Source organism: Bacteroides sp. NGMCC 1.200775 (assembly GCF_040798045.1).
In the GTDB taxonomy this organism is placed as follows: domain Bacteria; phylum Bacteroidota; class Bacteroidia; order Bacteroidales; family Bacteroidaceae; genus Bacteroides; species Bacteroides hominis.
The window spans coordinates 549,409-561,768 of the sequence record NZ_JASCQK010000002.1 but is presented as its reverse complement, the minus strand read 5'-3'; the positions used below and the strand labels follow the sequence as shown (position 1 = coordinate 561,768).

At 41.5% G+C, this 12,360-nt stretch carries 14 protein-coding genes; 9 read left to right on the top strand and 5 right to left on the bottom strand.

Annotated elements, in window-relative coordinates; translation table 11 throughout:
- Positions 1–31: 31 nt before the first annotated feature.
- Complete coding sequence (locus QK890_RS08715) at positions 32–1,021, bottom strand: glycosyltransferase family 2 protein (RefSeq protein WP_032542900.1); 990 nt, start codon at positions 1,019–1,021, stop codon at positions 32–34.
- 138 nt (positions 1,022–1,159) lie between these two features.
- The gene (gene efp / locus QK890_RS08710; protein WP_005778982.1) at positions 1,160–1,726 is read right to left on the bottom strand and encodes an elongation factor P; all 567 of its coding nucleotides are present in this window, start codon (positions 1,724–1,726) and stop codon (positions 1,160–1,162) included.
- 192 nt (positions 1,727–1,918) lie between these two features.
- Between efp and rpmH the strand changes: the two genes are divergently transcribed.
- The 8 genes from rpmH to QK890_RS08670 all read left to right on the top strand — a co-directional run bounded on the left by rpmH (position 1,919) and on the right by QK890_RS08670 (position 9,312).
- Positions 1,919–2,080 carry a 50S ribosomal protein L34 gene (gene rpmH, locus QK890_RS08705; protein ID WP_004292199.1) on the top strand — a complete coding sequence of 54 codons (162 nt, stop codon included), beginning with the start codon at positions 1,919–1,921 and terminating at the stop codon, positions 2,078–2,080.
- Positions 2,081–2,229: 149 nt separating this feature from the next.
- Complete coding sequence (locus QK890_RS08700; RefSeq protein WP_022011442.1) at positions 2,230–2,871, top strand: PASTA domain-containing protein; 642 nt, start codon at positions 2,230–2,232, stop codon at positions 2,869–2,871.
- 29 nt (positions 2,872–2,900) lie between these two features.
- The gene (locus tag QK890_RS08695; RefSeq protein ID WP_005810796.1) at positions 2,901–3,974 is read left to right on the top strand and encodes an RluA family pseudouridine synthase; all 1,074 of its coding nucleotides are present in this window, start codon (positions 2,901–2,903) and stop codon (positions 3,972–3,974) included.
- Entirely contained in the window at positions 3,971–4,945 is a 975-nt protein-coding gene (locus QK890_RS08690; RefSeq protein WP_005778975.1) for a D-alanine--D-alanine ligase, read from the top strand. Before QK890_RS08695 ends, QK890_RS08690 begins: the two co-directional genes overlap by 4 nt.
- A gap of 99 nt (positions 4,946–5,044) precedes the next feature.
- Complete coding sequence (locus QK890_RS08685; RefSeq protein WP_005778973.1) at positions 5,045–6,193, top strand: 1-acyl-sn-glycerol-3-phosphate acyltransferase; 1,149 nt, start codon at positions 5,045–5,047, stop codon at positions 6,191–6,193.
- Positions 6,190–6,870 (top strand): NigD-like protein, encoded by a 681-nt coding sequence (locus tag QK890_RS08680; RefSeq protein WP_005810794.1) that lies wholly within the window; start codon positions 6,190–6,192, stop codon positions 6,868–6,870. The genes QK890_RS08685 and QK890_RS08680 overlap by 4 nt, the downstream gene beginning before the upstream one ends.
- Before the next feature lie 751 nt (positions 6,871–7,621).
- Positions 7,622–8,761, top strand: a complete 1,140-nt coding sequence (locus QK890_RS08675; protein ID WP_005810790.1) for a 6-bladed beta-propeller — start codon at positions 7,622–7,624, stop codon at positions 8,759–8,761.
- Complete coding sequence (locus QK890_RS08670) at positions 8,758–9,312, top strand: hypothetical protein (RefSeq protein WP_022011445.1); 555 nt, start codon at positions 8,758–8,760, stop codon at positions 9,310–9,312. Before QK890_RS08675 ends, QK890_RS08670 begins: the two co-directional genes overlap by 4 nt.
- A 126-nt stretch (positions 9,313–9,438) precedes the next feature.
- On the opposite strand, the gene QK890_RS08665 is transcribed toward QK890_RS08670, so the two are convergent.
- Entirely contained in the window at positions 9,439–9,654 is a 216-nt protein-coding gene (locus QK890_RS08665) for a transposase (protein WP_080594398.1), read from the bottom strand.
- Positions 9,655–10,154: 500 nt separating this feature from the next.
- Here QK890_RS08665 and QK890_RS08660 point away from each other — a divergent pair, with 500 nt between their 5' ends.
- Complete coding sequence (locus QK890_RS08660; RefSeq protein ID WP_032531766.1) at positions 10,155–10,550, top strand: rhodanese-like domain-containing protein; 396 nt, start codon at positions 10,155–10,157, stop codon at positions 10,548–10,550.
- A 59-nt stretch (positions 10,551–10,609) separates the two neighbouring features.
- Here the strand turns inward: QK890_RS08660 and QK890_RS08655 are convergent, their stop codons facing one another.
- Together QK890_RS08655 and QK890_RS08650 are read right to left on the bottom strand one after the other, a co-directional pair.
- Positions 10,610–11,563 (bottom strand): acetylornithine carbamoyltransferase, encoded by a 954-nt coding sequence (locus QK890_RS08655; RefSeq protein WP_032540311.1) that lies wholly within the window; start codon positions 11,561–11,563, stop codon positions 10,610–10,612.
- Positions 11,564–11,615: 52 nt separating this feature from the next.
- A complete protein-coding gene (locus QK890_RS08650) occupies positions 11,616–12,344 on the bottom strand; it encodes a murein L,D-transpeptidase catalytic domain family protein (protein ID WP_032542932.1) in 729 nt (242 codons plus the stop codon).
- Positions 12,345–12,360 lie beyond the last annotated feature (16 nt).

Here is a 12,360-nt window from a genome sequence, read left to right as displayed (position 1 = left end):
TTTTATATCAACAACTGAAAGACAGCCTTTTTTATTTATAGAAGTTCTTGCGGAAAGCCTCAAACTCGTTTCTTCCCAATACACAGCGTTCCCACCACGCACGCCAGAATCCCGTTCCGTATCCGATAAGTTGGATGAAAGAGGCAGCGATGGAATAGATGCCGATGCGTAAACTTTTGTTTTGCAGCGCAGAATCCAGACAGACCAGCAATGTATAAAGCAGAATCGGGACAAGACTGAACAGGCAGAAGGGAGTACATAATAGCAGAAGTGTAACTCCTAATGTGAATGCAGCCGGTAGCAGGTGGACGACTTTCAGCGATTCGGGATATTTTTTATAGAGGTTGATACGCGCAATGCCGGAGTTGTGTACTTGCTTGAAGAACTTCTTAAAATCTGTGCGCCGTTTGTGGTATACCCAGGCACCGGGAAAGAGACGGCATCGGTATCCTCCTTTGAAAATGCGAATGCTGAAATCGATGTCTTCGCCGAAGCGCATATTAGAGAAACCTCCCAATGCCTGATAGACTTCACGGCGGACACCCATATTGAAACTTCGCGGATAGAACTTATCCATTTTCTTTTTACCCCCGCGTATGCCTCCGGTAGTGAAGAAAGAAGTCATCGAATAATTGATCGCTTTCTGTATATCAGTGAAAGAACTATGTGCCCGGTCCGGTCCGCCAAAGGCATCGGCCGGGGTGGCAGAAAGTTCCTGTTCCACTGCATCGAAGTATCCTTCGGGAAGGATACAGTCCGAATCTAATATGATAAGGTAGTCCCCTCCGCTGCGTTCGGCCCCGTAATTACGGGTCTGTCCCGGGCCGGAGTTTGGTTTGGCGTAATAATGTATGTCCAGTTTCCCTTGATATTTATTTACTATCGCTTCGCAAGGGACAGATGATCCGTCTTCTACCACTATGACTTCGAAATCCTTGAAATGTTGGGTAGTGAGGCTTTGCAATAATTCGTCCACTTCATCGGGACGATTGTAAACGGGGATAATAACGGAGTATCGCATAGGTTTAATGATAATCGGTTGTTGACTTGCAAATATATGCCATTATTTTTCGATAACCGTCATGGATGGTAATAAAAAAATGCGGCCCCTATTCCCGTAAGGGATAGAGACCACATTTTTTTTCGGCAGTTAACCTGTTTATGCTTTTACACGACCTACATAAGAGCCGTCACGAGTATCGATTTCGATTGTTTCGCCTTCGTTGATAAATAGCGGAACACGAACGGTTGCACCTGATTCTACAGTAGCCGGTTTCAATGTGTTAGTAGCTGTATCCCCTTTCATGCCCGGTTCTGTATAAGTAACCTTCATCTGAACTTTGATAGGCATATCAGCGTAAAGTACGGTTTCAGTAGAAGCATCAGATACTACTTCCAGAACGGCACCTTCCAACAGGAAGTCTACACCGTTGATCAAGTCGTGGGCAATCGGGTGTTGGTCGAAAGTTTCCTGATTCATAAAGATATAGTCTTCACCTTCTTTATATAAGAACTGGTAGGGACGACGTTCTACACGTACATCTTCCAACTTTTCACCGATGTTGAAGCGACGTTCGAGAACGTATCCGCTTACCACATCTTTCAGTTTAGTACGCATGAAAGTGTTACCTTTTCCAGGTTTAACGTGGAGGAATTCGATACAGAAATACAGTTTGCCATCCATGCGGATACAAGTTCCGTTCTTGATGTCTTGAGCATTAATCATACTTGATATTCTTTATTTTATAGATTGTTATTGAGTTATCTTCGAACCTTTTCGGGTGCAAAAGTAATCTAAATCGGCAAAAAACACAAAATGTTTTGACTAAAAATGACTTAACTCTTGGTTTATTTAAAAAAAGTGCCTATTTTTGCAGCCCGAATCCGTAGAAATAATAACATAAAACAAGATACAGTAATGAAAAGAACATTTCAACCCTCTAACAGAAAGAGAAAAAACAAACACGGTTTCCGTGAGAGAATGGCTACAGCTAACGGTCGTAGAGTATTGGCTGCGCGTCGCGCTAAAGGTCGTAAGAAACTGACTGTTTCTGACGAATACAACGGAGTGAAGGCATAAGTATTAGCCATAGCAAACGAATAAGAAGAAGTGAAGGAAGATTCCTTTGCTTCTTTTTGTTTTAATAAGCTTTTATCAAAAACTCAGTGAAACTCTGTGATACTGTGTAGCGAAAATAGTATCTTTGTCCGGATTAACAGCTTATAATTATGACGATAAAAGAATTTTTTTCTTTCAAAGCCAATAGATTCTTCTGGGTAAACATCATAGCCATGGTTGTGGTGGCTGTGCTCATTGTGTTCGGCGCACTTAAAGGATTGGATATATACACACGCCATGGCCAAGCTGTAGTGGTGCCCGACGTAAAAGGGATGTCTGTAAGCGAGGCTGAAAAGATGTTCCGGGATCAGGGACTGACTTATGTTGTGTCCGATTCCAATTATGTAAAGAACAAACCGTCCGGCATCATTCTTGATCTTAATCCGTCGGTCGGGCAGAAAGTGAAAGAAGGACGAACGATCTACCTCACAATAAATACACTCAGTACTCCTTTGTGCGTAGTGCCCGATGTGGCCGATAACAGCTCCGTGCGTCAGGCACAGGCAAAGTTAATGGCTGCTGGTTTTAAGCTGACCGAGAACCGGATGGTGAGCGGAGAGAAGGACTGGGTATATGGTGTCATTTATCAGGGACACCAGTTGCAGATTGGAGATAAAGCTCCTATTGGTGCTACTTTGACTCTGATGGTGGGTGACGGGGTGCAATCTGCCGGAGCCGATTCGGTCGATATGGTAGAAGATGCTGCCATTTCTGCTGATGATTCTGGTACTGAAGACGATTCCTGGTTTTAATGTAAGAAACGTATACGTAGAAAAAACGCATGATAGAAGAATTGCCTGACGAACTTGAACAGGACGAATTGGATGATATAGAACCTGTAGGTGATGAGAACCAGCTCTACGAGCATTTCCGTGTGGTAGTGGACAAAGGGCAGGCGATGGTCCGGGTAGATAAATATTTGTTTGAACGCATCGTCAATGCTTCGCGCAATCGCATACAGAAGGCTGCTGAAGACGGTTTTGTCATGGCTAACGGCAAGCCCGTGAAGAGTAGCTATAAGGTGAAACCGCTGGATGTGATTACGGTGATGATGGATCGTCCCCGCTACGATAATGAGATTATTCCTGAAGACATTCCCTTGAATATTGTCTACGAAGACAAATACCTGATGGTGGTGAACAAGCCTGCCGGGCTGGTTGTGCACCCCGGACACGGAAACTATCATGGTACATTGGTCAATGCCATCGCCTGGCATCTGAAAGATAATCCGGACTATGATGCTAACGACCCTCATGTGGGATTGGTACATCGCATCGATAAAGATACTTCGGGGTTACTGGTCATTGCTAAAACTCCGGATGCCAAAACCAATTTGGGCATTCAGTTTTTCAACAAGACTACCAAACGCAGATACCGTGCACTCGTATGGGGAATTGTCGATCAGGACGAAGGTACCATCGTGGGGAGTATCGCCCGTAATCCGAAAGACCGGATGCAAATGGCCGTTATGCCCGACCCGGCTCAAGGAAAACATGCTGTCACCCATTACCGGGTACTTGAGCGTCTGGGATATGTCACTCTGGTGGAATGTATTCTTGAAACAGGGCGTACGCACCAGATACGCGTACACATGAAGCATATCGGTCACGTACTCTTTAATGACGAACGGTATGGAGGTCACGAAATCCTGAAGGGAACTCACTTTAGTAAATACAAACAATTTGTAAACAATTGCTTCGACACTTGTCCGCGGCAGGCCTTGCACGCCATGACGCTGGGGTTTGTGCATCCCGTCACTGGTGAAGAGATGCATTTCACTTCGGAGTTGCCGGATGATATGACCCGGTTGATAGAGAAGTGGCGAGGCTATATTAGCAACAGAGATTTAGAATGAAACGCAACATTGCCATCGTGGCAGGAGGCGATACCTCCGAAATCGTAGTTTCCCTGCGTAGTGCACAGGGCATTTACTCCTTCATTGATAAGGAGAAGTATAATTTGTACATCGTAGAAATGGAAGGCCGTCGCTGGGAAGTGCAGTTGCCGGACGGAAGTAAAACGCCGGTAGACAGAAACGACTTTAGTTTTATGAATGGGGCGGAGAAGGTTGTATTCGACTTTGCCTATATCACCATTCATGGGACGCCGGGTGAAGACGGACGTTTGCAGGGGTATTTCGACATGATGCGCATTCCGTATTCGTGTTGTGGTGTATTGGCTGCTGCCATCACTTACGATAAGTTTGTCTGCAACCAGTATCTCAAGGCATTTGGCGTACGTATCTCCGAATCATTGTTGTTGCGTCAGGGACAGACTGTTTCCGATGAGGATGTGATAGAGAAGATCGGTCTGCCTTGCTTCATCAAACCCAATTTAGGAGGGTCCAGTTTTGGAGTGACAAAGGTAAAAACGCGCGAACAAATTCAGCCGGCCATCGCTAAAGCTTTCGGCGAAGCGGAAGAGGTAATGATAGAAGCTTTTATGGCCGGAACAGAATTGACTTGCGGTTGTTATAAGACGAAAGAAAAATCGGTCGTTTTCCCGTTGACTGAGGTAGTGACGCATAATGAGTTTTTCGATTACGATGCGAAGTACAACGGACAAGTAGACGAAATCACTCCGGCACGTGTATCGGAAGAACTGACCAAACGGGTACAGGCATTGACTTCGGCTATCTATGATATATTGGGATGTTCGGGCATTATCCGCGTAGACTATATCATTACGGAAGGTGAAAAGATTAATCTTTTGGAGGTGAATACCACACCGGGTATGACCGCTACCAGCTTCATTCCCCAACAGGTGCGTGCTGCCGGAATGGATATAAAAGATGTAATGACTGATATTATTGAGAATAAATTTTAACTGTAAGCTGTGAGCAATGGGCTACAGGCTGCACAAACCGCAAGTTTGGTGTGGTATAAGATAGCGTGGCTCTCGTAGCTTATACAAAGAATGAAAGCTATGAATACAACCGAGTTTGATGAAATCCGTCCTTACAACGACGAAGAGCTCCCCGGAGTTTTCGAAGAACTGATTGCCGATCCGGCTTTTCAGAAAGTGGTTGCCGGGGTGATACCGGATGTTCCCTTTGAGATGTTGGCACAAAAGATGCGTGCCTGCAAAACGAAACTGGAATTTCAGAAGACCTTCTGTTACGGTCTGCTGTGGAAACTGGCGGGGGAGTGTACTGATGGTATCTCATTAGATCATACGGCTATTCCGGACAAGAGTAAGGCATACACATACATTTCGAATCACCGGGATATAATCCTCGATTCCGGCTTCTTGTCGGTACTGTTAGTCGACCAGGGGATGGATACGGTGGAAATTGCCATTGGTGATAACCTGCTGATTTATCCGTGGATCAAAAAGTTTGTCCGGGTCAATAAATCATTTATCGTACAGCGCGCACTGACTATGCGGCAAATGCTTGAATCATCGGCACGTATGTCCCGTTATATGCACTATACGATTGGTCAAAAGAACCAGTCCATCTGGATTGCACAGCGTGAAGGACGTGCCAAGGACTCCAATGACCGCACTCAGGACAGTGTGCTCAAGATGCTTGCGATGGGTGGAGAGGGTGATGTAGTGGATCGTCTGATGGAGATGAATATTGCTCCTCTTGCTATTTCTTACGAATATGATCCTTGCGATTACCTGAAAGCACAGGAGTTCCAGTTGAAACGTGATATAGAGGGGTATAAGAAGACCATGGAAGACGATCTGAAAAATATGCAGACCGGTCTGTTTGGTTATAAAGGTAAGGTACACTTCCAGACCGGGGCCTGCCTCAATGATTTGCTTTCGACAGTGGATCGTTCTTTGCCTAAGCCTGAGTTGTTTACACGCATCTCTACATGGATCGACGAACGCATTCATGGCAATTATCGACTCTACCCGGGCAATTATGTGGCTCATGACTTGCTGACCGGCAAAAATGATTTTGAGTCCCATTATACATTGGCCGACAAACAACGTTTCGAAGCCTATATGGAGAAACAGCTTGGAAAGATTGAGATACCCGATAAGGATATTCCATTCTTGCGTGAAAAGTTGTTGCTGATGTATGCTAATCCGCTTGTGAATTACTTAGCTGCACGTCAATGAGAATATGGGTGCTGCATATCGCCCGACTTGTATTGCTCTCTGCTTTCCTGATCTCCTGTAATGAAGAAGAGGGAGCCTCTTACCCTCCTGTGAAACTGGAGTTTCTGACCGCTGAGGCGGGAGCAGACGGTACTTTGCAAACATTGGTAACGGATAAGGGAGAGCGTCTGGTGGTGGCAGAAGACCGCACCCGGACGGAATTATTCCCGAATGGAAGTAGCCGCGTGGTGAGTAATTATGAAGTAATCTCGTCCGCCGGTGGGCAGAAGGAGGTGCGGATTTATGCATTGGCCAATACTGTATCTCCTGCCCCGGTACCCGCTGCGGAGTTCGGAAATGGTTTGAAACTGGACCCGGTTGATGTGCTGAGTATCTGGATGGGGCGTGATTTTCTGAATATGACCCTCTCCATCAAAGCACAAAGTGAGAAACACAGGTTCCATTTCATTGAAGAGTCCGTTGTGAGGGATGCCGTAACAGGGCGGTTAACTGTCCGTTTGATGCTCTATCATGATAATGGAGGAGATATGGAAGCCTATACCAAGCGGGCTTATGTCTCGGTACCGTTGGGCCGGTATGCGGCAAGTGCTGCCGAACCGGCAATGATTTATTTCAGCTTGCATACGTATGACGGGAAGGTGAAGACCTATCAGTTTGAGTACGTACCCAGTCACTAATCATTAATTACTAAAAAGTTGTGTTTTGAATTTATTATTTAATTCTGTAGAGATGTGTATGATTGTATTGGGTGGAGTATATTTAAGTGATATTGGAAAGCGTTTTTGTTATTAAACGACTTTAGATATTATTCTTATTTTGTGTTCTCATTTCACCATGTCTTGAGAATTTATTAAAACTAATAAAATATTATATAAAATAATATTTTATTAGTTTATTTATGTGTATATTGTGACCATTAAACGATATTTGATTAATCTTAAAAAAGAAGCTTATGAAAAAGAACATTTAATTGGGGAGTGTTTTGTTATTTATTATGGTTATCACATTGGGAGTCTCTATATCAAGAACTCAGAATGTGAATTCCGATTTGTTTTCTTTGGTTGGCGTGGAACAGCTATCTTATGCTGAGGTTATTGGCCCTGTTGAAGTAACTTGTAGTGGAGGTAGTTCTGGTACTTGTTTCAAAATGGGATATCAAGAGGGATTATATGGTACTTGTTACTTCTTTTGTACTTTTACTGGATATCAAAGCGACTATTGTAGTTCTTGGTATGTTAACTTAGTGAATTTTTGTACAATAATAGGGGGGATCTAAACGTATCGATATAAAATGATTTTGAGGGTTATGTATAACTTTTGAGAGCAGAAACTATGAATTTGAGTAAAAAGTGTTAATATACAATGTGCTAATGTATTATAGCTTTTTACTCAAATTGTTTTAATATTTATTTCTCTGAGGCTTAAATTATGAAAAATATACTTGTTTTTATTATTATAGCAATGGGACTTGCAGCATGTAGGCGTTCGTCTACAATCACTCCAAGAGATGTAAAGGGCATAAAGACAGTAAATATAGATAAAAATAATGTAGTTTCTATCTATGATATTTTTTCTAAGGTGGAAATAATTCCTTTAGAGATGACTGAGGAGTCTGCATTAGGCTATCCTCTAAGAAAAATTTTAGTGAATGATGGAAATTATTATGTTTTAGATTACACTCAAAATACAATCTTTAAATTTGACTCTTGTGGCAAATATTTAGATAAGATTAATAAATTAGGCTCTGCTCCAGAAGAGTATACTTTATTATATGATTTCAGTTTTAATCCTTATAACCAAAATTTGGAATTAATGTCTGCTATGGGATATATTAATATTTATGATCATTCTGGGGAATTTTTTAAGCAGCGTGTAAATTTACCCAAAACAGTACATTCTATTAACTATTTTGCAAATTTATCTCCCGACAAATATGTTTTCTTTAGTAACACAAAAGAAGGTAATAAGATTATGCTTTATGATATAAAAGAGAAAAAAATAACTTCTGAGAATTATGATGTACCAAGTTTTATTTTTACTAATACCCCTTATCATCATTCTTATAGTCCATTTTATATGCATAATGATACTGTTTGCTTTGTGCAAGCTTATAATGGCGATGTATTTACCATTTGTGAAGATGGAACTCTGAAACCTAGATTTCAATGGAATTTTATGGAATATAATTTTGATATTTCGACTCTTAAAGAGGAGTCGATCGAATTTTATGTTAATCATAGTCGTAACGTAAGTAGCCATTATGCAACATGTTTTTTAGCTTATGGTGAGAATTCTGATTATTATATAACTCGTTTTAGACTGAAGAAGAGATATTACCATTTGATATTAAATAAAAAAGAAGGGACCTGTCTCACATTTAATTCTTTGAAGGAGGGGTGTGACTGTTTCCCGTTTTTAATGGATAATAATTATCTCTACTTTTATGTAAGCCCTCGGGAACTAAATTTTGCATTGAATCCAGATGTACTTAATAGTAGAGACCGATTGAAATTTGAAACTGTAACTTTTGACGATAATCCAATAATAATTAAATATACATTTAAATGACAGAAATGAGAATAAAAGTGATTTTGTTTTCTGGCCTTTTGATGGCTTTTTCGATTTTAATAATAACAGTTATAATATTATTTATGTGCGCAAATATTACTCAGAAACCAAAAGAAGAAGATAATCCTGACTTTGGAATAGAGAGAATGTATATTGAGGATAATATTTATGAGGCCAGTATGAATAATGGTTTAGAGTTAGATTTGCCTTGGATTCATTTAGATACAGTATTTGTCTGCTATTATTCTGCTCAATCATGTGGCATTTGTGTTGAGTATGCTTTAAATAAGATAAAAGAGTCCTTTGAGCCTACTGATATGGGGCAATGTGTATGGTTTTTAACTTCTGATTTTAATCCTAAAATGAAATTTAGTGAGGAAGGGACAATAAATCTTGGTAAGAAAAAAAGTGGATTAAAAATAGAAGGCTCCATGTATGTATGTTATTTTTTGCTGATAAATGGAAAGGTCCAACATCTTTTTATACCTGAAAAAAAATTCCCTAATTATACAGATATTTATCTGAAAACAATGAAAAAACGATATTTCTAGGAACTTGTTTGAGGAATAATTTCTGAGTTGTAAAATTGTAATATAATATATTGGGCTTTAATTAAATATTGTTTCCTAACTTCTTGATTATTATGGGATAACTTGATGTAAACACAATGGGTATTGTTAAAATATGGTAATCGAATTATTGACATCTCTTTCGATGTTGACAATCAACTTTGGGGAAAGAAACAATATGCAGCAATGCTGCTCAGTAGATTTACAACAAGATTTGAAAAGCTTATGTTTGGAATGCCCTATTTGGACGATGTTCTTTAGTTCATCATTGATAGTTTCGGTGATAGATTTTTTCTTGAGCAATATTCTGTCGTGAATGCTCATAGGTGTTCTCCGGTGTGTTGCTGTTGAGTAGGGTAATCAATTGTATTCAGTTAATAAACAACTTTTTGAGGAGTTTTTGATTATATGTCCTTTGTTTTCGATAATGATCATAGGAAATCAGATGGAGAAACAGGTGAGTCAAATGTGTGTATACATATTGCTGATAATAATGTTCCAAACGTCTGTAATCTAAGGTATGAAACATAATGAGAATTGAATCACCTACGGCATTCTTGGATTTTGGTGATATTTCTGCTTTTGAGAAGTGTTTCAGAATTTATGTTATATTTTTCAACAGGGTATCAAAAAACTAACAGAAATCATTTGTTAAACAGAATATTTCAATAACTTTGTTTTCAGCAAACATAGCGATAAGAGACTTGAAAATGTTATAATTAAGCATTATAACTTTGCGGGTATTATTGTTATTTATCAAATAATCAAACGATTAAATCCTGTTGAACTCACGTCGTTATAGAATCAAACAATTACTAAATTATATGTCGAAAATGAATTCAATGCTTATGGGAATATGGTTTTTATTGTCATCTCTCTTTTCTTGCCAGCAGTCGAAAGGGGATTTCAAGACAGTGCCGGTAAAGGAGTTTGCTTCACTGATTCAGGACGAGAGCGTACAGCGGTTGGATGTCCGTACAATGGCCGAGTACTCTGAAGGCCATATCCCGGGGACTATCAATATCAATGTGCTTGATGATTCGTTTGCCGCTATGGCAGACTCTACGCTTCAGAAAGATAAGCCGGTAGCTTTGTATTGCCGTAGTGGTAAGCGCAGCAAGAAAGCGGCTGTCATCCTCAGTGAGAAAGGTTATAAAGTTTACGAACTGGATAAGGGATTTAATGCCTGGCAGGAAGCGGGAGAGAAAGTAGAGAAATAACGATCAACGATGAACAGCAATCATGTGCAACCCTGTTCATCGTTGATCGTTCATTGTTATTATAGATTTTCCAACAGTCTTTTCAATACTACTGTTGCTGATATTTCGCGGTTTGCAGCTTCTGGGATCACAATGGATTGCGGGCTCTCGATAACATCGTCCGTCACAATCATGTTCCGTCTTACCGGAAGGCAATGCATGAAGTAGGCGTTGTTGGTTACGGCCATTTGGCGTTCGCCTACGGTCCAGTTGCGGTCTGTACTCAAAATCTGTCCGTAGTTGTCACCTGTGTAGGCTGCCCAGTTCTTGGCATATATAAAGTCGGCTCCTTCGAATGCTTTCATCTGGTCATATTCTACCCGTGCGTTTCCTACAAACTCCGGGTCGAGTTCATAACCTTCAGGGTGGGTGATGACAAATTCATAGTCAGTGGCATTCATCCATTCGGCAAACGAGTTGGGGACCGCCTGTGGCAATGGACGCGGATGCGGTGCCCAGGTCATTACTACTTTCGGACGGGCAGTCTTTTTATATTCTTCGATGGTGATAAGATCGGCAAAGCTCTGCAACGGATGGCGGGTGGCCGCTTCCATGGAGAATACCGGGCGTCCGGAATGTTGTATAAACTGATTGATGATTACTTCGTTATAGTCGTACTCGCGGTTCTCGAAGCGGGCAAACGAACGTACACCGATAATGTCGCAATAACATCCCATGACCGGAATGGCTTCCAACAGATGCTCTGGTTTGTCGCCGTCCATGATGACGCCACGTTCCGTTTCCAGCTTCCAGGCTCCCTGGTTGATGTCCAGCACAATTACGTTCATACCCAGGTTAAGCGCAGCTTTCTGAGTGCTGAGGCGGGTGCGGAGGCTGGAGTTAAAGAAGATCATCAACAGGGTTTTATTACGTCCCAGTTCTACATATTTAAACCGGTCTTTCTTGATCTCGAATGATTCGGCCAGGGCTGATTTCAGGTCGCCGATGTCTTGTACGCAAGTAAATTTCTTCATAATTGTCTTTGTTAGAATGAATATACCTTTCCGCAAAGGTATGATAAAATTTTCAATTGGCAGACTGTGCCCATGAAAGATACTCCGTTTGCCGTGGGGACAGGAAAGTGCTGTTGGCCAGATAATCCTTATTGTTAGCATAGATAAAGAGCACACTGCCCTTTTTAATCGTGTCGATTATCGGTTTGGCAAGTGTCTGCGGCAGGGCAGGACAACCCAGGCTTCGTCCCAGGCGGCCGGCAGAAGCGGCTATGTTAGGGTTGGCATAAGCGGCGCCGTGCATCACGATGGCACGTTGTTTGGCTTGGTCATTAATTCCTTTTTCCAGTCCGTTCAGTACCAGAGAGTAGCCGTTGCGCCCCTGATATGTATTTTCTGTCAGGTAAAAGCCAAGTGAACTTTTGTATGAACCGTTTTTATTGGAGAAAGAAGTTGCATAGTTCTCTCCGCTGTTTCTGCCATGTGATACGACAGAGGTATAAAGCAATTTCTTGTTTTTCATATCGAGCACATAGAGGCGCTTCTCGGTAGATGGTTTAGAAAAGTCTATCAGCGTCATGATAGACTTGCTTTTCTGCTCAATTTTCCGGTAGCCGGTGACTGCCTGACGGAAGGCTGTATAGCTTACGATACCATCCAGGTGCATATCGTCGAACAGTTGATCCACTTCGTCCGTTTCGGGAGTGGAGGCAACGGATACAGGTTCACTGACCGGTACACGGCTGGGTGTTTCTGCCAAAGGAAGAAGAAACAACAGGAGAAATAGAAATACTTTTTGCATAGGAAACAGAGAAAAA

What these genes read in the sequence shown, in the direction of transcription:
- QK890_RS08715 (WP_032542900.1), bottom strand. Translation starts at nt 1,021, where the DNA reads ATGCGATACTCCGTTATTATCCCCGTTTACAATCGTCCCGATGAAGTG.
- efp (WP_005778982.1), bottom strand. Translation starts at nt 1,726, where the DNA reads ATGATTAATGCTCAAGACATCAAGAACGGAACTTGTATCCGCATGGAT.
- rpmH (WP_004292199.1), top strand. Translation starts at nt 1,919, where the DNA reads ATGAAAAGAACATTTCAACCCTCTAACAGAAAGAGAAAAAACAAACAC.
- QK890_RS08700 (WP_022011442.1), top strand. Translation starts at nt 2,230, where the DNA reads ATGACGATAAAAGAATTTTTTTCTTTCAAAGCCAATAGATTCTTCTGG.
- QK890_RS08695 (WP_005810796.1), top strand. Translation starts at nt 2,901, where the DNA reads ATGATAGAAGAATTGCCTGACGAACTTGAACAGGACGAATTGGATGAT.
- QK890_RS08690 (WP_005778975.1), top strand. Translation starts at nt 3,971, where the DNA reads ATGAAACGCAACATTGCCATCGTGGCAGGAGGCGATACCTCCGAAATC.
- QK890_RS08685 (WP_005778973.1), top strand. Translation starts at nt 5,045, where the DNA reads ATGAATACAACCGAGTTTGATGAAATCCGTCCTTACAACGACGAAGAG.
- QK890_RS08680 (WP_005810794.1), top strand. Translation starts at nt 6,190, where the DNA reads ATGAGAATATGGGTGCTGCATATCGCCCGACTTGTATTGCTCTCTGCT.
- QK890_RS08675 (WP_005810790.1), top strand. Translation starts at nt 7,622, where the DNA reads ATGAAAAATATACTTGTTTTTATTATTATAGCAATGGGACTTGCAGCA.
- QK890_RS08670 (WP_022011445.1), top strand. Translation starts at nt 8,758, where the DNA reads ATGACAGAAATGAGAATAAAAGTGATTTTGTTTTCTGGCCTTTTGATG.
- QK890_RS08665 (WP_080594398.1), bottom strand. Translation starts at nt 9,654, where the DNA reads ATGAGCATTCACGACAGAATATTGCTCAAGAAAAAATCTATCACCGAA.
- QK890_RS08660 (WP_032531766.1), top strand. Translation starts at nt 10,155, where the DNA reads ATGTCGAAAATGAATTCAATGCTTATGGGAATATGGTTTTTATTGTCA.
- QK890_RS08655 (WP_032540311.1), bottom strand. Translation starts at nt 11,563, where the DNA reads ATGAAGAAATTTACTTGCGTACAAGACATCGGCGACCTGAAATCAGCC.
- QK890_RS08650 (WP_032542932.1), bottom strand. Translation starts at nt 12,344, where the DNA reads ATGCAAAAAGTATTTCTATTTCTCCTGTTGTTTCTTCTTCCTTTGGCA.